Origin of the sequence: Flavobacterium sp. MMLR14_040 (assembly GCF_033657265.1) — a bacterium.
Lineage (GTDB): Bacteria > Bacteroidota > Bacteroidia > Flavobacteriales > Flavobacteriaceae > Flavobacterium.
Map to the genome: position 1 here is coordinate 33,741 of NZ_JAWVWO010000030.1, position 20,718 is coordinate 54,458.

Consider the following 20,718-nt stretch of genomic DNA (forward strand, 5'->3'; position numbering starts at 1 on the left):
TGATTTTAGATTGTAATTTGGAATTTTTAAAAATTGGAATTTTATTTGTAATTATCTAATTATCACATTGACACATTTTCTAATTAGACTTCCTGATTTGTCCTGTATTTTTATCAAACCCGTACGGACAATGTCGACAACCACTTTTGCAGCAATAACCTCGTTTTAAATGGTGTTTTTCGGTAAAGCATTTGTAACCTTCGGGGGTATAGTAAAAATCTTCGCCTTCGATTAATTTATTTTCATTACTTTGCTCTTTCATAATCTGCTTCGGTCGTATTTTTATTTCTTCAAAAATCAAAAATAAATAATTGATTGTGATTTTAATGAAATCTCATAATTTTATATCCACAAATTTATAAACTTTACAGCTAATGTTTCTGATTGTTGCTAAATATTTAATTCCGAAAGGATATCGCGGAATGGCTGTGTTTCCGTTTGTATTGATGAAATATGATTTGGATAAAGTAAATAAGATTTTTGTGAACCATGAAAAGATTCATTTAAAACAACAAAAAGAAATGCTGATTCTGCCTTTTTTCATTTGGTATTTCCTGGAATATTTATTCCGTTTAATTCAGTATAAAAATAGGGATTTGGCTTACCGAAATATTAGTTTTGAAAGAGAAGCTTACGCGAAAGAAACCGATTTTGACTATTTGAAAAACCGATCTTTTTTTCAGTTTCTAAAATATATCAAATTAAAATAAATCCATTTTGAACCAAAATATCAATATCAATTTTCCTAACGATATTTCTTTGACAATAAAGCGCGAAGACTTAAATCATCCGTTTATTTCGGGGAATAAATTGCGAAAACTAAAATACAATTTACTTCAGGCGAAAGCCGAAAATAAAACCACTTTACTGACTTTTGGCGGTGCTTTTTCGAATCATATTGCGGCTGTTGCGTATGCGGGAAAAGAGCAGGGTTTTAAAACTATCGGAGTTATTCGCGGAGATGAACTTTTGGACAAAATAGAAGAAAATCCAACCCTGAAATTTGCTCAGGAAAACGGAATGAAATTTGAGTTTGTTTCCAGAGAAGATTATCGAAATAAAAGTGAAATTTCTTTTATAGAAAAATTAAAAGAGAAGTTTGGCGATTTTTATTTAGTTCCCGAAGGTGGAACAAATGAACTCGCTGTAAAAGGCTGTGAAGAGATTTTGACAGCTGAAGATGCAGCTTTTAATTATGTTTGCTGCGCGGTTGGAACGGGCGGAACAATTTCGGGATTAATAAATAGTGCATTGCCAAATCAGAAAATTTTAGGGTTTCCGGCGTTAAAAGGTGACTTTTTAATCGATGAAATTCGTATTTTTGCAAAAAAAGATAACTGGGAATTAATTTCTGACTATCATTTTGGAGGTTATGGCAAGATAAATTTAGAATTAATTGAATTTATTAATGCTTTTTTTGATGAAAATAAAGTGCCCTTAGATCCAATTTATACAGGAAAGATGTTTTTTGGCGTTATAGATTTAATCTCTAAAAAATATTTTCCTCCGCATTCAAAAATTTTACTCATTCATACAGGCGGATTGCAGGGAATTGAAGGTATGAATTTAAAATTGAAGCAGAAGAAATTACCAATACTCAAAACGAATGTTTAAAAAAATTATAATACTCTTCATCATTGCGACTTTGGCAAGTTGTTCGTCGAGCAAACCGGCGATTGCAACAACTAAAAAAGCAGCGGCAGTGCAGAAACCGAGAGTCGCGACGACTAAAAAAACGACCAATTCTAGACCAACTGTAAAAAAATATCCATCAACAAACAATACAACTGAGGTTATTCAGTCTACTTCAAAAACAGTTGTAACCAGCAATGTAATTACAGATTATGTTTTGCAATACAAAGATATTGCAATGGGAAATATGCAGAAATACGGCATTCCGGCAAGTATTATTCTGGCACAGGGAATTTTAGAATCGGGAGCCGGGAAAGGCGATTTAGCTATGGAAGCGAATAACCATTTCGGAATAAAATGCCATAAAGACTGGCTAGGAGAAAGTGTTCGACATGATGATGATTCGTCTCAGGAATGTTTCAGGAAATATACAGAAGCTTCAGAATCTTATAAAGACCATGCTTTGTTTTTGGTTGGCAAAAACAGGTACGCCACTTTATTTACTTACGAAAAAGACGATTACAAAGCCTGGGCAAAAGGTTTAAGAGCCGCAGGTTACGCAACAGATCCCAATTATCCGGACAAATTAATAAGTTATATCGAGCGATATAATCTGCATCAATACGATTGTCTGGTAACAGGAAAAGCCTACACAGCGATTAATAAATCAAATCCTGTTAGAAGTTCATCTTCTGTTTCGAATTCTGACCCAAAAATAAATATGAACTCATACGATCCCAATTTATATGAAGTTCAAAAAGGAGATACGTTGTATTCCATTTCAAAAAAATTCAACTTATTGGTTGATGATTTAAAGCAAAAGAATAATTTAACAGATAATGCAATTTCGATAGGGCAAAGGTTGAAGGTTAAGTAAATTTTCAGGCTAGTTTTGAAATAATCTAAAATCAAAAATAAGTTTTCAGTTTACAATCTAAACTCTAAAATCAAAAATAAAAAAATGATCTATAAAAGAAGTAGTCAGCTTTTTGCTGAAGCAGAAAAAGTAATTCCGGGAGGAGTAAATTCGCCAGTTCGTGCTTTTAAAGCGGTTGGAGGAACACCTATTTTTGTAAAAAGTGCCAAAGGTGCTTATTTATATGACGAAGACGGAAATAAATTAATAGATTACATCAATTCTTGGGGACCAATGGTTTTGGGCCACGCGTATCAGCCGGTTGTTGATGCTGTAATCGAAAAAGCAAAACTGGGAACTTCATTTGGAATGCCAACAGAATTAGAAACTCAAATTGCTGCTTTGGCTGTTTCTATGGTTCCGAATATTGATAAAATAAGATTTGTAAATTCAGGTACAGAAGCTTGTATGAGCGCGATTCGTCTGGCCCGTGGATTTACAAAAAGAGATAAAATCATCAAATTTGCAGGTTGTTATCACGGACATTCAGACTCATTTTTGATTCAGGCGGGAAGTGGAGCTGTAACTTTTGGATCGCCAAATAGTCCGGGCGTTACAGAAGGAACTGCAAAAGATACTTTGTTGGCAAAATACAATGATTTAGAGAATGTAAAAACTTTAATTGAAGCCAATAAAAACGAAATTGCTGCAATAATTATTGAGCCGGTTGCCGGAAATATGGGTTGTATTCCACCTCAAAAAGGTTTTTTGCAAGGTTTAAGAGATTTATGTACTGCAAACGGAATTTTATTAATTTTTGATGAGGTAATGACTGGTTTCCGTTTGGCTCGTGGAGGAGTTCAGGAATTGTATAATATCAATGCTGATATTGTTACTTTCGGAAAAGTAATTGGCGGAGGTTTGCCGGTTGGTGCTTTTGCTGCACGCGAGGAAATTATGAATCATCTTGCGCCGCTTGGTCCGGTTTATCAGGCAGGAACATTGTCTGGAAATCCTTTAGCGATGGCTGCAGGATTGGCCATGTTACAATCTTTAGATAACGACCGTGCCATTTTTACCCGTTTAGAAGAAAAAACAGCATATTTAGAAGCAGGAATCGATAGGGTTTTAAAAGCAAATAATGTTGTTTTTACCATCAATAGAGTAGGATCAATGATTTCGGTACATTTTGATGAAAATCCGGTTATTGATTTTCAAACAGCTGCAAAAGGAGACAATGAGACGTTTAAGAAATTCTTCCACGGATTATTAAACGAGGGTGTTTACATTGCACCATCAGCATACGAAACCTGGTTTATAACAGATGCATTAACGTATGAAGATTTAGACTTTACGATAAATGCAATTGATAAAGTTTCAAAGACATTTTAATAAATCAAAAAAGAGGCTTTTAAAGCCTCTTTTTTTTGATCTCAATTACATTTTATCTTTTCGGTGATCTTTCATTTTGTCTTTGTGTTCTTTTTGAATTGCTTCCCATTTTTTGTATTGATCGGCAGTTAAAATAGATTTCATTTTAGCATCATAGGCTTTGTGATCTTCTTTCATTTGTTTTTTCATGGCAGTTTTTTCAGCATCAGTTGGTGCAACACCAGAATCTTTTCTGCTTTTTTTAAGCATTGCCATTTTAGTGCTTCTGTCAGATAAAAGTTCGCTAACCTTTTTTTGTTGATCGGCATTTAAATTTAAATCAGTAGTCAGTTTTTGCAAATGGGCCGCATCACGTTCTTGTGAAGATTTCATATCTCTATGAACTCTATGATCTCCTTTTCCTTTATGATCTTTATGCTCTTTTTTCAAAGCGGTCCATTTTGTGTATTGATCAGCATTTAAAATAGATTTCATTTTAGCATCGTTCGCTGCTTTTTCCGTTTCCATTTGTTTTTTAAAACCTTCTCTTTCTGCATCAATAGGTTTTGTTTTACTGTCTTTTCTGGTAGCCTTAAACTTTTCTGATTTGGCGCTTCTTTCAGCCAACAATTGTTTTACCTGATCTTGTTGTTTTTTATCCAGACTCAATTCAGAGGTCAGTTTTTGTAAATGTTTTTCGTTACGTTGTTCCGGAGTTAAATTTTCTCTTTGATCACGTGTTGATTTCTGATTGATGTCTTGTGCAAAGCTTACTACTCCAACGAATAATAAAGCCGCAATAAATAATTTTTTCATAATTCGTTTTTTTTTAAGATTACAGCATTTAGACTTCAAAGAGTTTGCTAAGTTTAATGCGATTGTCAGATTTATCTTTTAATTAACAAAAACTATTAATGAAAATATAATATATGCCCAGAAATAAAAAAGAGGCTTAATTGCCTCTTTTTAAAACTTATAATTAGTTGTTTTCTTTTTTATATTCTCTCATTTTTTCTCTGGCTTTTTCTTTGTTTTTTTCTTGCAAAGCATGCCATTTTGTATACTGATCGGCAGTTAAAATAGATTTCATTTTAGCATCATTAGCTTCTTTTTCAGCTAGCATTTCTTTTTTAAAAGCCTCTTTTTCTTCAGCAGTTGGTTTTATATCACTGTCTTTTTTTGCCTGACGGGCTTCTTTAATTTTTTCGGCTTTAGCACTTCTCTCAGCCAGTAATTGTTTTACCTGAGATTGTTGATTAGCATCTAAACTCAATTCAGAAGTTAATTTTTGTAATTGTTTTTCGTTACGCTGTTCTGGAGTTAATTTTTCTCTTTTTTGGTCAGTGTCTTGTGCAAAACTTGCTACTCCAATAAGTAACAAAGCTGCAATAAATAATTTTTTCATGATTTGTTTTTTAAGGTTATAGCATTTAGACATTATTAAATTGAATAGGTTTAATCTGATATTCGTAATTGCAAATAATTTAACAAAACGTAAGGTAATTCATTAAAAATAGCTGATTGTTTAATACTAAAGAATTAATTTCTTATTTTTAATAGCAAGAAGTTAAGAAACTTAATCAGCATATTATGAGTCTATATACAGAATCAAATAACAATAAAATTGCTTTTTTTTCGACACAGCCCTACGATAAAACTTTCTTCAATAAATATAATACTGATTTTGGTTTTGAATTGAATTTCTATGAAACGCAATTAAATCCCCAAACAGTTATTTTAATTGAAAATGCAGCTATTGTTTGTGTTTTTGTAAATGATATTGTCAACGAAGCAGTCATTAAGCAGCTGGCAGAAAAAAATGTAAAAATTATTGCGTTGCGTTGCGCCGGTTTTAATAATGTCGATTTAGATGCCGCCAAAAAATACAATTTAAAAGTGTGTCGCGTTCCTGCTTATTCACCTCAGGCAGTTGCAGAACATGCCATGGCTATGATTTTAACCTTAAACCGAAAAACGCACAAAGCCTACAACAGAGTTCGCGAACAAAATTTTTCTTTAAATGGTTTACTGGGTTTTGATTTATTCGGAAAAACAATCGGAATCATCGGAACGGGAAATATCGGAAAAGCTTTTGCAAAAATTGCAACGGGTTTTGGATGCAAAGTTTTGGCGTATGATATTGTAAGAAATCTCGAAATGGAAAAAGACGGAGTAAAATTTGTTGCACTTGAAGAGATTTTCAAAACGAGTGATATTATTTCACTTCATTGTCCGTTAAACGATCAAACCAAACATGTTATTAATAAAAATTCGATCGATTTGATGAAAGACAGCGTTATGATTATCAATACAAGTCGTGGCGGATTAATAGAAACTGCCTGTGTTATTGAAGGTCTAAAAGAAGGTAAAATAGGTTATCTGGGAATCGATGTTTACGAACAGGAAGAAAAACTATTCTTTAGAGATCTTTCTGCCGATATTATTCAGGATGATGCTATTCAGCGTTTAATGAGCTTTCCGAATGTTTTGGTAACGGCGCATCAGGCCTTTTTTACCAACGAAGCTTTAACGCAAATTGCTTTGGTAACTTTTAATAATATAAAATCGCTGTTGACTGAAAATGATATTGAAAATAAAGCAGCTTTATTGATTTAAAAGTACATAAATAATAATTGAATTAGATTGGTAGAAACGTAAAGTTGAGAAACTTAAAAATATAATTATGAGAAATGAAATTTTAATTGCAGTTATAACTATTATAATGGTTTCCTGTCAAAATAAACAAAAACCGGAACAACGAAATATTATTAAAGCAATTGCCGAAGATACGTTAGCAAAAACAGTTGCCGGAACTGCAGATCTAAGCGATCCTCCGGTTAAAGATGATAAAGCAGTTAAAACGATTCAAAAACAGCTGTTGGTTTTACTGAAAAGTGATTTACCGGCAATGACAAAAGAAGATCGGTTTTTTTATTACGAGGCATTTGATTTAAACAATGATAAGAAAAGTGAGTATTTCGTTGGCTTCTCCAATCCTTATTTTTGCGGAAGCGGAGGCTGCTCAGGTTATATTTTGAATAATGATGGAAGTATAATCAATTTGTTTACCGTAACAGATTTTCCGATTTATGTAGCTAAAAGTTCTTCTGAAAAATTTCAGGATTTGATCGTAAGCAGTAAAGGTATTTTTCATTTGATAAAAATGAAAAACGGAAAATATCCATCAAATCCTTCTGTTAAGGAAGTTTGGAAAGGAGAAACTCCTAAAGAAAGTACGAAGGTTTTGGATATTGATGAGAAGAAATTGGAGAAGTATTCGTTTTGAAAACTGGTTTAATAATGCTTTTTGGATGAAATTTTAGTCATTTTATATATAGCCATAATTAAACCGGCTCCGAAAAATAGTAATCCAGAATAGCCAATAATCATTTTAATTAAATTATTCCCTCTTCTAAATTCTTCAGGATATAGAACAAGAAGCAAACTATTCCAGACAAATATTAAGCATCCAAAAAGCATGGTAATATTTGTTCTAAACGTATTCTTGTATGTATCAACTTTCTTTTCTTTTATAAGATAATAGATGTATCCTAAGCCTCCAAAGAAAACAATAGTGTTGATATATTCGAATCTTTTTTTAAGTAAAATAGCTGCGGAAAATTTTAATTCTGGATTTATAAATGAATCGAACAATAGATACAAGCCTAATATTGTGAATAAAATAAATATGGTATAGATAAAATAATTTTTAGTTTTTTCCATTGTGATTGAGCTGAATTCAAATTTAAACAAAAACCCGACAGGTTTTTAAAATCTGTCGGGTTTGAATATCAATATAAAATTGGAATTTCCAATTTTGGAATTTTTCAATTTACTCCACCAATTCCACAAATTTAAACTCACCTTCAACAGCAACTTTAGTCAAGCCGTGTTTAGATAAATTTTTCATAGACGCATCCCATTTTTTACCGCTTAAATTTGCAGTAATTTTTAATTGCTGAAGATCCATTTTATTTTCATTTCCTTTCAATAAATCTACGATAAATTTCTCTTCGTCAGACAATTCAATCTGAGCTTGTTTTTTCTCCGGACGCATTTGAGGAAACAATAAAACTTCCTGGATCGATGCGTTGTTTGTTAAGTACATAATCAAACGGTCCATTCCAATTCCCATTCCGGATGTTGGAGGCATACCATATTCTAATGCTCTTAAGAAATCTTCATCGATAATTCCGTTCGCTTCATCATCACCTTTTTCAGACAAACGCATTTGATCTTCAAAACGCTCACGCTGATCAATTGGGTCGTTCAATTCAGAATAAGCATTTGCAATTTCTTTACCACAAACCATCAATTCAAAACGCTCTGTAAGCTCCGGATTATCGCGGTGTTCTTTACATAAAGGCGACATTTCTTTCGGATAATCCGTAATGAAAGTTGGCTGAATATAATTTCCTTCACATTTAGCGCCAAAAATTTCATCAATCAATTTTCCTTTACCCATTGTTTTATCAACATCGATTCCCATTCCTCTGGCAGCTTCAAACAATTCTTCTTCGCTTTTTCCTGAGATATCAAAACCAGTAAAATGTTTGATAGAATCAGTCATCGTAACGCGTGCATAAGGCGCTTTAAAGTTAATTTGGTGTTCACCAAAAGTAACTTCGCTAGTTCCGTTTACGGCAATTGCACAATGCTCAAGCAAGCCTTCAGCAAATTCCATCATCCAGTTGTAGTCTTTGTAGGCTACATATATTTCCATAGCGGTAAATTCAGGATTATGCGTTCTGTCCATTCCTTCATTTCTAAAGTTTTTAGAGAACTCATAAACACCTTCAAAACCACCAACAATTAATCTTTTTAAATACAATTCGTTTGCAATACGCATGTAAAGCGGAATATCAAGCGAATTATGGTGAGTAATAAACGGACGCGCAGCAGCTCCACCTGCAATTGGCTGTAAAACCGGAGTTTCAACCTCAAGATAACCGGCATCGTTAAAATAACCACGCATTGCGCTAAATAACTTGGTACGTTTAATGAAGTTTTCTTTAACTTGCGGATTCACAGTTAAATCTACATAACGCATTCTGTAACGCAATTCAGGATCATTAAAAGCATCGTGTACGTTTCCTTCTTCATCTACTTTTGGTAAAGGAAGCGGACGTAACGTTTTACTCAAAAAAGTAAATCCGTCAACGCGAATACATTGTGCACCCACTTTTGTAGTAAACAATTCTCCTTCAATACCAATAAAGTCACCTAAATCAGTCAGTTTTTTAAATACGGTGTTGTATAAAGTTTTATCATCACCTTCACACAAAACATCGCGGTTCACGTACAATTGTATACGTCCTTCGCTATCCTGCAATTCAGCAAAACAAGCTTTTCCCTGATCTCTCACGCTCATCAAACGACCCGCAACGATAACCTTCTTACCTTCTTCAAACGACTCCTTTATCTGCTTCGAAGTATGATTTACAGGAAAAAGATTAGCCGGATAAGGATTGATTCCTAAGTTGCGCAAGTTTTGAAGTTTTTCTCTTCTGATGATTTCTTGTTCTGATAATGCCATTTTGTGCTCTTTTTTTAAGTGTGCAAAGATAAAGAAAAGAAAGTAGATTTCAGAATGCAGTTTTTAGATTTTTTGCAGCAGAAATTTATTGTATTTCAATCACCTTCAGTCCCGCTATCCGCTATATCTTTTTTGCAGAAAAAGCAAAAAAGGATGCCGCTTCTATCGGGGCTATATTAGAGTTTTTTGTTTTTAGGAGACTTTTTAGTTGGGGTGTTTTTTTATTTATGGAAAAAGGGACAAAAAAATATTCTTATGAAAACGATTGCCCTAGCCCCGATAGAAGTGGAAATCCTTTTGTGGCGGGGTTCGCCACAAAAGATTGAAACGGATAGCGGGATTAGCTCCTGAAAAAAATATTCTTAGCATAGAAAACCGAAAAGAAACCTCAGTATCTTAGCATCTCAGAACTCAGAACCTTTCAGAAAAAATGAAATTCATAAAAGCCTTTGTAACTCTATTTCTGGTAACAAGTTGCCAAGTCACAGAAACGATCACAATTAATCCAGACGGGAGCGGAAATATTGAAGTAGTTCAGCTTCGTGATGAAAATAGTTATATGCAATTAGCGGGCGAAAGTTATTCTCGTGAAGAAACTTTTAAAGATACAATCTATGTTTTTAAGGAATATATTGAAAAGTACAAAGAGAATTTTTTAAAATATACGCCCGAAGAGCAAAAGCTATTTCAAAAATATTCGAATGTAAAAGTGCATATTAAAGAAAGCTCTTTCGAAAAAGAATTCAAAAATGTTTTTTCGTTTGATTTTAATAAAGTTTCGGAAATTCCGGATTTGTATAAAACAGAAAATTATGCGGGTGATATAAAATACAATTATGCCTTGACTGCCGAAAGTCATTATTATAAGGTAGAGTATACTTTTGATGGAAAAGTTTTTAAGCGTCTGGTTTCTGTTACAGATCCAGTTGAGCTTCAAAAAACAAAAGATGAGTTTAAGAAAACAGGCTCTAAATATGCCTCTTTAAAACTGACGCAAACTTATACGCTTCGCTATCATTTTCTTGGAAAAATAAAATCCGTTTCAAATGAAAAAGCCATTATTAGTCCGGATAAAAAAGCTTTAACTGTCGAATTTCCACTTTTAGATTGTTTACAAAATCCGGAAATGACAAGTTTGGAAGTGGTTTTGGAGTAGTAGTTAATTGTAATAAAATTTAAAAATATAAAAGAAATAAAACATGAAGAAAATTACAATTTGTTTATTGGTTATTTTAGTTATTTCCAGCTGTACAATTAAAGAAAAAATGATAATAAATGAGGATGGTTCAGGATCTTTTTCATATGGATTTGATATGTCAGGAATATTTAAGCTGGGTTTTAAAAGTAAAGATTCCACAAAAAAAAGTAAAGTAATTGACACTGTTTTTACCTTCAAAGAGGTTTTTGAAAAATCAAAAGACAGTATCGCTAAATTACCAGCGGATGAAAGACAAAAATTAAAAATACTTGAAAAATTCCGAGTTAATTTAAAATCAAATGAAGACGAAAAACAATTAGCATTTGATTTAGAGTATAATTTTCCTTCTACAGATAGCCTTAAAGATATGGTTACGCCTTTTGAAAGCTTAGAAGCTATGCCAAGAATAGGACCTGGTAAAAAGTTAGGCAGCTTAAATACACTTCCTAACAAACAAAATAAAAGAACGCTTTTTTCTTATAACTACGATGGAAAAGTTTTCTCGAAAAAGATTGTTAGCCCGGCGGACGCTAAAAAGTCAGACAAGAATAAGAAAAAAGAAAAGCTTGGGGATGATCCTTTTTCAAAAAAAATGGCTGAAATATTGAAAGAATGCAGCTATTCTATGGAATACCATTTCCCGAAAAAAATAAAAACAGTTTCTTTAAAAAACGCCGTAATTGCAAAAGACAAAAAAAGTTTTGTTATGAAAATACCAATGCAGGATCTTCCTGAAGATGAAGAAAAATTAGGTTTTATAGTAACTTTTGAAAATTAATTGTAACTCACAAAAGCAATAATTCTTTAAAATAGTCTTCGTATATTTGATAAAAAATTAACCACGATGAAATTATATAAATTACTTAGTTTTTCTTTTTTATTAGCAATCTTAACAAGCTGCACTTTCACAGAAAATATTTATGTAAGCGATAACGGAACCGGAAAATTTGCTCTTGATATGGATGGTTCTGCGTTAATGGAAATGGCAGGAGATCAGATTGGTAGCCAAATGGGTGCCGATGCTAAAAAAAATATCGATTCTACTTTTACCTTCAAACAATTATTGGCAGATAAAAAAGACAGCATCGCAAAATTATCTCCAGAGGTTCAAAACGAAATCAAAAAACTGGAAGATCTTACGGTTAATTTGAAAATGAACGGTGAGAAAAAAGAATTTCTGATGGCATTTTCAAAAGATTTTAAAAACGTAAATGAATTACAGGATGTTTTACAGGCCATGAGTACGCTTCAAAAATTAGAAGGCGGCTCAAATGCTTCAAATCCTTTTGCAGGTGGTTTAGGAAAAAATAATAGTACATTAAGTTATACTTACGATGGAAAGAAATTTACGCGTAAAGCAATAATCGACAAACAAAAATCAACCGAAAAGGCTAAAGATAGTACTGCAGATATGTCAAATATGATTTTTGCATCTTCTAATTATATTTTAAAATATCATTTTCCTAAGCGAATTAAAAAGGTATCAAACCCAAATGCTTTGTTTAGCGATGATAGAAAATCAATTACATTACAATACTCTTTCACGGATTATATGGAGAATCCTGACAAACTTAACTTTGATGTTGAGTTTGAAAAATAATTAAAATGAACAAAAAAATTCAACTTCAGGATTTAGGAAGTAAAGATTATAAATCGACCTGGGAATATCAGGAAGAACTTTTTAAAGACATAGTCGACTTAAAAATTAAAAATAGAAGAGAGGAACTAGAATTAGAAACTCCCAATTATTTATTGTTTGTCGAACATCCGCATGTTTATACTTTAGGTAAAAGCGGAGACCTTGAAAACTTGTTGTTAAACGAAAAACAACTTGAAGCAAAAGGAGCCACTTTTTATAAAATCAATCGTGGCGGCGATATTACCTATCACGGACCGGGGCAAATTGTAGGTTATCCTATTTTAGACTTAGAAAATTTCTTTACAGATATTCATAAATATTTACGTTTTCTGGAAGAAGCTATTATTCTGACTTTAGAAGAATATGGTTTAAAATGCGGCAGAAGCGATGGTGAAACCGGAGTTTGGCTGGATGTAGGAACTCCGTTTGCACGTAAGATATGTGCGCTTGGCGTTCGTGCTTCACGCTGGGTTACGATGCACGGATTTGCTTTAAACGTAAATGTCGATTTAGGCTATTTTGACAATATTATTCCGTGTGGAATTCGCGGAAAAGGCGTTACTTCCTTACAAGTTGAACTTGGCGTAGAAAAAGTTGACGAAGACGAAGTGAAATCGAAAATTGTAAAACATTTGACTGAATTGTTTGAAGCTAAATTTGTTAAATAGTTTCAAAAAATAAATAAAATATGGAAAATGCTGAAGAAAATAACAATTATAGAATTGATGTTCCTTCAGCATTTTCAACTGTTTTTTCTCATTTTTACTTCGCAGAAAATAAAACAGCTTTTCCAATAACAAAAACATTATTGCCCAGTTTTCAGACTATTCTGGTTTTTAACTTCGGAACAAAATCTTTTTTAAAATCAAAACAAAATACCGTTTTAGAAGTAGAAAAATGCATTGTTTTAGGACCAATAAAACAGGCATTCGATTATACTTTAGAATCTGATTCTGAGATTTTAGTAGCAAATTTCAAAGAAGATGCTTTTTACAGATTTTTCGGAAATGCACTTTTAACACATTCTTTGCCCATTCATCCCGATGCTTTAATTGCTCAAAACTGTTTTGATGTTTTGTGGGAAGAATTAAAAATAATTCCAGACACAAAAGACCGCGTCGATTATATTTTAGAGTTTTGTAAACCTTATTTAGGTGAGCAAAATGCGATAACAACACTTTTGGCTGATTTTAAAGAAGAGTCTTTGAATCCGATAAAAGCAATTGCTTCACAGATAAATCAAACGGAAAGAAATATTCAATTGCATCAAAAGAAATTTTTTGGTTATACAATTAAAGAAATTAGTCGATATGAACGTTTTTTGAAAGCGGTTGATCTTATTCAGAAAACGTCAGGTAATGACGGAAAAACAGATTGGCTTTCGATTGTAGAACAATGTGGTTATTACGATCAGAGTCAGCTGATTCATGATTTTAAATATTATATGAATATTTCGCCAACAAAATTCTTAAAATTTCAAAGCGATATCTGCAGCGCAAAAGGCACTTAAGCCGCTTTTCGTTTTCTTACAATTGTACCCAAACATTGCGTTCTACATTTGTCATGTAATCTTAAAAAATAGAAAACATGAAAAATTTAATTGTTTATGCACATCCAAATCCGGCTAGTTTAAATCACTTTTTTAAACAAACTATTGTAGAAAACCTTGAAGAATCGGGACAAGAAGTTATCGTTCGCGATTTAAATGAATTCAATTTTAATCCGGTGCTTTCTTTAGACGATATGAACGGACAAAGAATGGGACAGGTTGCTGATGATGTAAAAATCGAACAGAATTTTATAACCTGGGCAGACCGTATTATTTTTGTTTATCCAATTTGGTGGACAGGAATGCCGGCAGTTATGAAAGGTTATATTGACCGCGTTTTTAGTTACGGATTTGTGTATCGATACGATCAGGGAATTCAAAAAGGATTATTGGCAGGAAAGAAAACAATCATCATCAATTCGCACGGAAAATCAAATGCAGAATATGCCGAAAGTGGTTTGGATAAAGCTTTGGCTTTAACATCTGATACTGGAATTTTTAATTATTGCGGATTCGAAATTCAGCAACATTTTTATTTTGATCAGGCAGATCGTGCTTCTTCAGAAAATATTCTGGAATGGGAAAATCAAATTATATCTTTCTTAAACGAAAATAAATAAGCCCATTAGAATTCCAGTTCTAATTGTTCCGGTAAAAGTCTGAAACTCATTCGGTGGTATTTTGTAGTTCCGTATTTTCTAATAGCGTCCCGGTGTTCTCTGGTAGGATATCCTTTATTTTGTTTCCAGTTGTACATCGGGAATTCTTCATGAATTAGGTCCATATATTCGTCGCGATAGGTTTTAGCTAAAATAGAAGCGGCTGCAATACTTACAAATTTTGCGTCTCCTTGTATAATACTTTGGTTCGGAATTGATTTTAATAAATCTATTTCGTCTTTCGAAAATTGTTTTCCAAAAGTATTCTTTAAACCTAATTTTGCATTAAGCGATCTGTTTCCGTCCACAATAATATATTCCGGACGCTGGTTTAATTTTAAAATACATTCCTGCATTCCTTTCATTGATGCATTCAGAATATTGATTTCATCAATTTCTTCTGCATGAAGATGTGTTACGGAATAGCAAACGGCATGTTTCTCAATAATAGGTTTTAAGTAAAACCTTATTTTTTCAGACAATTGTTTACTGTCATTTAAAAATTCGTGCTCAAAATCTGCCGGCAAAATTATGGCAGCAGCAGTTACCGGACCAGCCAGGCAACCACGGCCAGCTTCATCAGTACCAGTTTCTAAAATAAATCCGGAGAAATTTTTTGCAAGCATTTATTTAAATTTTCAAAACGCAATATTATAAAATTTTCTGCAAAAATTTTCGTTCTTTAACTTATTGAAAAAGCAGTGGTATAAATTGATGTGTTTTTTTATTTATACGTTTTTATCTTTTACCTTTGCCTGACAAATTTTGCCAAAATAATTATATATAAAGCTATCAAATGAGAATATTCTTTTTTCTATATCTATTAGTCGTACCCGCCTTATTGTTTTCTCAAGAAAAAAATGCGTCTAAAAGCAATTTAGATATGAATACAAAATACACCAGTATTACAGATACGCTGAAAAAAAAACAAGCAAAAATTGCTAAGATCGAACAGTATCAAATTTATACTTTAGAGCACGATACTACTTATGCAGATACTTCTTTGACACTAAAGAGCGCTTATAAACAAAATTATCTTCGCAGGGACAATTTTGGGCTTTTGGAATTTCCTAATATTGGACAACCTTATAATACTTTACAATATAGTTTAACTGATTTTTCGCCATATCCTGAAATTGGTTTTAAAGCAAAACACTTTAGTTATCTTGAAGTTAGTGATATTAGATATTATTCGGTCGCGACACCTTTTACAGAGTTGTTTTTTAATACGACTATTAATAAAGGTCAGAACGTAGATTCGTTTATCACCCTGAATACTTCCGAAAATCTAAATTTTTCTATTGCCTATAGAGGTTTACGTTCTGAGGGAAATTATATTAATCAATTGGTAAGTACCGGAAATTTTCGTTTTACAACAAGTTATTTCACTACAGATAAAAGATATATCCTAAATGCTCATGTCACTTTTCAGGACATTTCAAATGAAGAAAATGGCGGTATAACAACACCCGAAGATTTTGAAAGCGGAGATGCTGATTTTAAAAACCGTCAAAGATTACAGGTTTATTTAACCGATGCAAAATCGTTTTTAAAAGGAAAACGATTGTTTTTTGATCATGCTTTTAGAGTAAATCCAACAGCAGGAAATAATAATTTATATGTAACGCATCAATTTAATTATGAAGATAAATTTTTCGAATACAATCAGCCAACCGTTTTTTCTACTGTTGATGGTGCAGAAGTAGCAAGATTTGGAGAAGCGTATGTTGCAAGCGCAATTAACGATCAGACTCGTTTCGAAAAATTGTATAACAAAGCGGGAGTTGCCTATGAAAATTCACTCCTGGGAAAATTCAATTTTTTCATAGATGATTACAGGTCTAATTATGAGTACAATAGAATTATAATGAATGCTGATGGTTCCAGAATTCCAGATAATTTATTTCTTCAGTTTAATAATGTTGGTGGACAATACGAGTACCAAAAAAATAAATGGAATGGTCGATTTTTATATTCAAGATCAATTACAAATGAATCACTTTCTGATTTAGATGCCAAATTAAGATACAATTTAAGCGATAAAATTCAATTTGATTTTAGATATCGAAACATCAATAAATTGCCAAATAATAACTATAATTTATACCAAAGCAGTTTTATACAATATAATTGGTCGAATGATTTTAAAAATGAAAAAATTAATTCTCTTAGTGCCAGCATTTATACACCTTGGTTAAATGCCGAAGCTCAATATACTGTCCTAAATGATCATTTATATTTTGAAAATGTTTCTACAGATGCTCAGATAGCTGCGCAAACCCAAATTGTAAACCCGGCTCAATACGGAAATGCAATTAATTATCTTTCTGTTAAAGCCAACAAGGAATTCAAATTTGGAGCTTTTGGATTTGATAATACATTTTTATATCAAAAAGTTGATCAGTCTGATTTGATTTTAAACGTGCCTGATTTCGTAACCAGAAATACACTTTATTATTCAAGTTATTTTTTCAAAAAAGCATTGTTTATGCAAACAGGATTAACATTTAATTATTTTACCAGTTATTACGGTAATGATTATAATCCTGTTGTTGGAGAATTTTTTGTTCAGACAGATAAAAAAATTGGAGGTTATGCCAACTTTGATTATTATATAAATTTCAGAATCAGACAAACAAGATTTTACTTTAAGGCAGAACATTTTAATGCTGCTTTTTCTGGATATAATTATTATTCAACGCCTAATAATCCATATCGTGATTTCACTATCCGATTTGGTTTAGTTTGGAATTTCTTCCAATAAATTATACTTTTTACTTTACTTAAACCAAATAATTTAAATTCACGAAAAATGGACTTTTCAAATAATATTTTAGAAACAATTGGTAATACACCATTAGTAAAACTCAACAAAATTGTTGCTGAAATTGATGCGTTAGTATTGGCAAAAGTCGAAACTTTTAATCCGGGAAATTCTGTAAAAGACAGAATGGCCGTAAAAATGATTGAAGATGCTGAGGCAGATGGCCGTTTAAAACCCGGGGGAACTATTATTGAAGGAACTTCTGGAAATACCGGAATGGGATTGGCACTTGTAGCCATCATAAAAGGATATAAATTGATTTGTGTAATATCAGACAAACAATCTAAAGAGAAAATGGATATTTTGCGTGCTGTTGGCGCCAAAGTTGTAGTTTGTCCAACAGATGTTGAACCTACAGATCCTCGTTCTTATTATTCAGTTTCAAAACGATTGGCAGAAGAAACACCAAATTCATGGTATGTAAATCAATATGATAATTTATCAAATTCGTTAGCGCATTATGAGCAAACCGGACCAGAAATCTGGAAACAAACCGATGGAAAAATTACTCATTTTGTTGTTGGAGTAGGAACTGGAGGAACGATTTCCGGTGTTGGAAAATATTTGAAAGAGAAAAATCCAAACATCAAAATTTGGGGAATTGATACTTATGGTTCTGTGTTTAAAAAATACCACGAGACCGGAATTTTTGATGAAAATGAAATTTACTCTTATATTACTGAAGGAATTGGAGAAGACATTTTACCAAAAAATGTTGACTTTTCTTTAATTGACGGATTTACAAAAGTAACCGATAAAGATGCTGCTGTTTATACAAGAAAGATAGCAATGGAAGAAGCCATCTTTGTTGGGAACTCTGCCGGAGCTTGTATAAAAGGATTATTACAGCTAAAAGAACATTTTAAGCCAGATGATGTTGTTGTGGTGCTTTTTCACGACTCAGGAAGCCGTTATGTTGGTAAAATGTTTAATGATGACTGGATGCGCGAACGTGGTTTCCTGGAAGAAAACGTGACAAAAGCAGAAGATGTTATCAAAGATCATATTGATAAAGAATTAATTGTTGTGCGTACAGAAGAATTGGTTTCGCACGCGATCGAGCGTATGCGTAAATATAAAATTTCGCAAATTCCGGTAGTAGATATTAACGGATTTGTGGGTTCTGTTGATGAAACGGATCTATTTAGAAGCTATGTTGCCGATAAAAATGTAGCTGAAAAACCAATTAAGGAAGTAATGGGTAAACCTTTCCCAATTGTAAAATTAGGAACTACAATTGAAGAAGTTTCTAAATTATTTACCAAAGAAAATGATGCTGTTTTAGTTGATTTAGGAAATGGAAAACATCACATTATTACAAAATATGATATTATCGGGTCTATAAAATAAGACCTTTTTAATAACTTTATCTATCCATAAATCTGGTTTAATAAATTAGATTTATGGATTTTTTATCTCATTTTATAATGAATTTTACTGCCATAGATTTTGAAACTGCCACAGGTTATCATCCTTGTTCTGTTGGAATTGTTACTGTTGAAAACGGAATAATTACAGATGAGTTTGTGACTTTGATTAAGCCTCCAAATAATGAATATAATCCGTTTACGATTCGCGTTCACGGCATATATCCGCGTGATACAATAAGTGCGAAATCATTTCGCCAGGTTTTTCCTGAAATCGAAAAGCGATTGAAAAATAGAGTGGTGGTGGCACATAATGAAAGTTTTGATCGCAATGTTTTGATGAAAACAATGGCACTTTGTGGCTTGCAATATGAGGATTTAAATATTGCTGAAAAATGGGAATGCACTGTTAAGATTTATAAAGCAAAAGGACTTAAACCAACTAAATTAAGTGATTGCTGTCGCGAAATGAATATTCAGTTAAATCATCATGAAGCACTTTCTGATGCCCGCGCTTGTGCCAAATTATATATGCTGCGATAAACAATATATTTTGTAAGATTAATATTATTTTATTTAATTTTGAGCTTTTGTAAATTTAATATAAAAGCCAATAAATGAAAGAAGATTTTCTTCATTATCTCTGGAAATTCAAGAAGTTTGAAACTCTGAATTTAATAACAACACAGAAAGAACAAATTACTATAATTAAAACCGGAGATTATTTAGAGCTTTCGGGTCCCGATTTTTTTAATGCCCAAATTATAATTGGTAAACAAAAATGGGCGGGAAATGTTGAGATTCATTTAAAATCCTCCGATTGGTATGTTCATGGCCACGAAAAAGACGCTGCTTATGAAAATGTTATTCTGCACGTAGTTTGGGAACATGATACCGAAATCTTTGGAAAAAATAATAGAGAAATTCCTGTTTTGGTTTTAAAAGATTATGTCTCTTCAGAAACTGTAAATAATTATCAGGCATTAATGAGTCCGAAATCGTGGATATCCTGCGAAAAACAAATTGCTCAAATAGATGATTTTGTTTTTAAGAATTGGCAGGAACGATTGTTTTTTGAACGATTAGAACGCAAGTCAAAATTTATTTATGATTTACTCGAAGAAACAAATCAGGATTGGGAATCAGTTTTGTTTTGCCTGTTGGCTAAGAATTTTGGACTCAATACAAATGGAAGTGCATTTTTGCAAATAGCCAAAAAACTTCCGTTTTCAATTATTCGAAAAGAGAGCTTCGAAGTCGAAAATCTGGAGGCTTTACTTTTAGGAACTTCAGGTTTATTAGATGCTGAGAAAGAAGATGTGTATTTTAAAGATTTGAAAATTAGATATTTTTATCTTTTGTATAAATATCAATTAGATAAAGCTTATACAGATCCCGTAGAGTTTTTTAAACATCGTCCTGATAATTTCCCAACCATAAGGCTTTCGCAGTTAGCAAGTTTGTATAACAAACATCAAAATTTATTTTCTAAGATTATTGCTTTAAAATCTGTCAAAAGTATTTATGAATTGTTAAACGTTTCGGCAAGTTTATATTGGCAAAACCATTATCAATTTGATAAAGAAAGCCCGAAGAAATCAAAACCATTGTCAAAGTCATTTATTGATTTGTTGATCATCAATACAATAATTCCGATTCAGTTTGCGTATTCGAACATTATGGGAGAATCGTTTTCAGAAGATTTAATTGCATTATTAAATGAAGTTTTTCCGGAAAAGAATTCTATCATCAAAAAGTTTGAATCTTTCGGCATTTCTGCTAAAAATGCGTTTGATACACAAACTTTGATCCAGCTTAAAAATGAATACTGCAATCAAAAAGCTTGTTTGAGATGTGCAGTAGGGATGGAGTTATTAAGAAATAATTAGATAATGTGACAATTAGATAATTTTGTATTTTTGCATAATACTCCTAAGGGAAGTCATAGTATTTCATTCCGAGCGAAGTCGAGGAATAAATCTAAAATCTAAAATCTAAAATCTAAAATCTAAAATCTAAAATCTAAAATCTAAAATCTAAAATCTAAAATCTAAAATCTAAAATCTAAAATCTAAAATCTAAAATCT

The 20,718-nt window shown here is 32.3% G+C and carries 22 protein-coding genes; 16 read left to right on the plus strand and 6 right to left on the minus strand.

The features are described 5' to 3' along the window. Positions 1-79: 79 nt before the first annotated feature. Complete coding sequence (locus SD960_RS22720; RefSeq protein WP_318806152.1) at positions 80-262, minus strand: DUF5522 domain-containing protein; 183 nt, start codon at positions 260-262, stop codon at positions 80-82. 112 nt (positions 263-374) lie between these two features. Here SD960_RS22720 and SD960_RS22725 point away from each other — a divergent pair, with 112 nt between their 5' ends. The 4 genes from SD960_RS22725 (at position 375) to hemL (ending at position 3,880) form a co-directional block, all read left to right on the plus strand. After that, on the plus strand, positions 375-710 hold the full coding sequence (locus SD960_RS22725) for a hypothetical protein (protein ID WP_318806153.1): 336 nt from the start codon (positions 375-377) through the stop codon (positions 708-710). A gap of 7 nt (positions 711-717) precedes the next feature. Further along, entirely contained in the window at positions 718-1,614 is an 897-nt protein-coding gene (locus SD960_RS22730; protein ID WP_318806154.1) for a 1-aminocyclopropane-1-carboxylate deaminase/D-cysteine desulfhydrase, read from the plus strand. After that, positions 1,607-2,509, plus strand: a complete 903-nt coding sequence (locus SD960_RS22735) for a glucosaminidase domain-containing protein (RefSeq protein WP_318806155.1) — start codon at positions 1,607-1,609, stop codon at positions 2,507-2,509. The genes SD960_RS22730 and SD960_RS22735 overlap by 8 nt, the downstream gene beginning before the upstream one ends. 84 nt (positions 2,510-2,593) lie before the next feature. Then, positions 2,594-3,880, plus strand: a complete 1,287-nt coding sequence (hemL, locus tag SD960_RS22740; protein ID WP_318806157.1) for a glutamate-1-semialdehyde 2,1-aminomutase — start codon at positions 2,594-2,596, stop codon at positions 3,878-3,880. 45 nt (positions 3,881-3,925) lie between these two features. On the opposite strand, the gene SD960_RS22745 is transcribed toward hemL, so the two are convergent. Together SD960_RS22745 and SD960_RS22750 are read right to left on the minus strand one after the other, a co-directional pair. Then, complete coding sequence (locus SD960_RS22745) at positions 3,926-4,675, minus strand: hypothetical protein (protein WP_318806158.1); 750 nt, start codon at positions 4,673-4,675, stop codon at positions 3,926-3,928. Positions 4,676-4,838: 163 nt separating this feature from the next. Then, positions 4,839-5,264, minus strand: a complete 426-nt coding sequence (locus SD960_RS22750) for a hypothetical protein (protein ID WP_318806159.1) — start codon at positions 5,262-5,264, stop codon at positions 4,839-4,841. 185 nt (positions 5,265-5,449) lie between these two features. Here SD960_RS22750 and SD960_RS22755 point away from each other — a divergent pair, with 185 nt between their 5' ends. Further along, on the plus strand, positions 5,450-6,475 hold the full coding sequence (locus SD960_RS22755) for a 2-hydroxyacid dehydrogenase (RefSeq protein ID WP_318806161.1): 1,026 nt from the start codon (positions 5,450-5,452) through the stop codon (positions 6,473-6,475). Positions 6,476-6,542: 67 nt separating this feature from the next. Continuing rightward, on the plus strand, positions 6,543-7,145 hold the full coding sequence (locus SD960_RS22760) for a hypothetical protein (RefSeq protein ID WP_318806162.1): 603 nt from the start codon (positions 6,543-6,545) through the stop codon (positions 7,143-7,145). An 8-nt stretch (positions 7,146-7,153) separates the two neighbouring features. Here SD960_RS22760 and SD960_RS22765 read toward each other — a convergent pair whose 3' ends face one another. Both SD960_RS22765 and lysS read right to left on the minus strand, forming a co-directional pair. After that, positions 7,154-7,582, minus strand: a complete 429-nt coding sequence (locus SD960_RS22765) for a hypothetical protein (RefSeq protein WP_318806164.1) — start codon at positions 7,580-7,582, stop codon at positions 7,154-7,156. Positions 7,583-7,691: 109 nt separating this feature from the next. After that, complete coding sequence (gene lysS / locus SD960_RS22770) at positions 7,692-9,395, minus strand: lysine--tRNA ligase (RefSeq protein ID WP_318806165.1); 1,704 nt, start codon at positions 9,393-9,395, stop codon at positions 7,692-7,694. Positions 9,396-9,825: 430 nt separating this feature from the next. Between lysS and SD960_RS22775 the strand changes: the two genes are divergently transcribed. The 6 genes from SD960_RS22775 to SD960_RS22800 all read left to right on the plus strand — a co-directional run bounded on the left by SD960_RS22775 (position 9,826) and on the right by SD960_RS22800 (position 14,401). After that, a complete protein-coding gene (locus tag SD960_RS22775; RefSeq protein WP_318806166.1) occupies positions 9,826-10,551 on the plus strand; it encodes a hypothetical protein in 726 nt (241 codons plus the stop codon). Positions 10,552-10,618: 67 nt separating this feature from the next. Continuing rightward, a complete protein-coding gene (locus SD960_RS22780; RefSeq protein WP_318806167.1) occupies positions 10,619-11,371 on the plus strand; it encodes a hypothetical protein in 753 nt (250 codons plus the stop codon). A gap of 66 nt (positions 11,372-11,437) precedes the next feature. Then, a complete protein-coding gene (locus SD960_RS22785) occupies positions 11,438-12,193 on the plus strand; it encodes a hypothetical protein (protein ID WP_318806169.1) in 756 nt (251 codons plus the stop codon). A 5-nt stretch (positions 12,194-12,198) separates the two neighbouring features. After that, positions 12,199-12,900, plus strand: coding sequence for a lipoyl(octanoyl) transferase LipB (gene lipB, locus SD960_RS22790; protein WP_318806170.1), 702 nt, complete (start codon positions 12,199-12,201; stop codon positions 12,898-12,900). A 20-nt stretch (positions 12,901-12,920) separates the two neighbouring features. Beyond that, positions 12,921-13,742, plus strand: a complete 822-nt coding sequence (locus tag SD960_RS22795) for an AraC family transcriptional regulator (RefSeq protein WP_318806172.1) — start codon at positions 12,921-12,923, stop codon at positions 13,740-13,742. 77 nt (positions 13,743-13,819) lie between these two features. After that, positions 13,820-14,401 carry an NAD(P)H-dependent oxidoreductase gene (locus tag SD960_RS22800; RefSeq protein WP_318806174.1) on the plus strand — a complete coding sequence of 194 codons (582 nt, stop codon included), beginning with the start codon at positions 13,820-13,822 and terminating at the stop codon, positions 14,399-14,401. A gap of 5 nt (positions 14,402-14,406) precedes the next feature. Here SD960_RS22800 and SD960_RS22805 read toward each other — a convergent pair whose 3' ends face one another. Further along, positions 14,407-15,066, minus strand: coding sequence for a ribonuclease HII (locus tag SD960_RS22805; RefSeq protein WP_318806175.1), 660 nt, complete (start codon positions 15,064-15,066; stop codon positions 14,407-14,409). A gap of 170 nt (positions 15,067-15,236) precedes the next feature. On the opposite strand from SD960_RS22805, the gene SD960_RS22810 reads away from it, so the two are divergent. The 4 genes from SD960_RS22810 (at position 15,237) to SD960_RS22825 (ending at position 20,520) form a co-directional block, all read left to right on the plus strand. Further along, on the plus strand, positions 15,237-17,204 hold the full coding sequence (locus tag SD960_RS22810) for a putative porin (protein ID WP_413230387.1): 1,968 nt from the start codon (positions 15,237-15,239) through the stop codon (positions 17,202-17,204). A 48-nt stretch (positions 17,205-17,252) separates the two neighbouring features. Further along, positions 17,253-18,614, plus strand: a complete 1,362-nt coding sequence (locus SD960_RS22815) for a pyridoxal-phosphate dependent enzyme (protein WP_318806178.1) — start codon at positions 17,253-17,255, stop codon at positions 18,612-18,614. A 77-nt stretch (positions 18,615-18,691) separates the two neighbouring features. After that, positions 18,692-19,174 (plus strand): 3'-5' exonuclease, encoded by a 483-nt coding sequence (locus tag SD960_RS22820; RefSeq protein ID WP_318806181.1) that lies wholly within the window; start codon positions 18,692-18,694, stop codon positions 19,172-19,174. 74 nt (positions 19,175-19,248) lie between these two features. After that, positions 19,249-20,520 (plus strand): DUF2851 family protein, encoded by a 1,272-nt coding sequence (locus SD960_RS22825; protein ID WP_318806179.1) that lies wholly within the window; start codon positions 19,249-19,251, stop codon positions 20,518-20,520. Positions 20,521-20,718: the final 198 nt, after the last annotated feature.

Excerpts from the sequence above, each read along its gene's own strand:
- SD960_RS22720 (WP_318806152.1), bottom strand. The coding sequence starts at position 262 with ATGAAAGAGCAAAGTAATGAAAATAAATTAATCGAAGGCGAAGATTTT.
- SD960_RS22725 (WP_318806153.1), top strand. The coding sequence starts at position 375 with ATGTTTCTGATTGTTGCTAAATATTTAATTCCGAAAGGATATCGCGGA.
- SD960_RS22735 (WP_318806155.1), top strand. The coding sequence starts at position 1,607 with ATGTTTAAAAAAATTATAATACTCTTCATCATTGCGACTTTGGCAAGT.
- hemL (WP_318806157.1), top strand. The coding sequence starts at position 2,594 with ATGATCTATAAAAGAAGTAGTCAGCTTTTTGCTGAAGCAGAAAAAGTA.
- SD960_RS22745 (WP_318806158.1), bottom strand. The coding sequence starts at position 4,675 with ATGAAAAAATTATTTATTGCGGCTTTATTATTCGTTGGAGTAGTAAGC.
- SD960_RS22750 (WP_318806159.1), bottom strand. The coding sequence starts at position 5,264 with ATGAAAAAATTATTTATTGCAGCTTTGTTACTTATTGGAGTAGCAAGT.
- SD960_RS22755 (WP_318806161.1), top strand. The coding sequence starts at position 5,450 with ATGAGTCTATATACAGAATCAAATAACAATAAAATTGCTTTTTTTTCG.
- SD960_RS22760 (WP_318806162.1), top strand. The coding sequence starts at position 6,543 with ATGAGAAATGAAATTTTAATTGCAGTTATAACTATTATAATGGTTTCC.
- SD960_RS22765 (WP_318806164.1), bottom strand. The coding sequence starts at position 7,582 with ATGGAAAAAACTAAAAATTATTTTATCTATACCATATTTATTTTATTC.
- lysS (WP_318806165.1), bottom strand. The coding sequence starts at position 9,395 with ATGGCATTATCAGAACAAGAAATCATCAGAAGAGAAAAACTTCAAAAC.
- SD960_RS22775 (WP_318806166.1), top strand. The coding sequence starts at position 9,826 with ATGAAATTCATAAAAGCCTTTGTAACTCTATTTCTGGTAACAAGTTGC.
- SD960_RS22785 (WP_318806169.1), top strand. The coding sequence starts at position 11,438 with ATGAAATTATATAAATTACTTAGTTTTTCTTTTTTATTAGCAATCTTA.
- lipB (WP_318806170.1), top strand. The coding sequence starts at position 12,199 with ATGAACAAAAAAATTCAACTTCAGGATTTAGGAAGTAAAGATTATAAA.
- SD960_RS22795 (WP_318806172.1), top strand. The coding sequence starts at position 12,921 with ATGGAAAATGCTGAAGAAAATAACAATTATAGAATTGATGTTCCTTCA.
- SD960_RS22800 (WP_318806174.1), top strand. The coding sequence starts at position 13,820 with ATGAAAAATTTAATTGTTTATGCACATCCAAATCCGGCTAGTTTAAAT.
- SD960_RS22805 (WP_318806175.1), bottom strand. The coding sequence starts at position 15,066 with ATGCTTGCAAAAAATTTCTCCGGATTTATTTTAGAAACTGGTACTGAT.
- SD960_RS22810 (WP_413230387.1), top strand. The coding sequence starts at position 15,237 with ATGAGAATATTCTTTTTTCTATATCTATTAGTCGTACCCGCCTTATTG.
- SD960_RS22815 (WP_318806178.1), top strand. The coding sequence starts at position 17,253 with ATGGACTTTTCAAATAATATTTTAGAAACAATTGGTAATACACCATTA.
- SD960_RS22820 (WP_318806181.1), top strand. The coding sequence starts at position 18,692 with ATGAATTTTACTGCCATAGATTTTGAAACTGCCACAGGTTATCATCCT.
- SD960_RS22825 (WP_318806179.1), top strand. The coding sequence starts at position 19,249 with ATGAAAGAAGATTTTCTTCATTATCTCTGGAAATTCAAGAAGTTTGAA.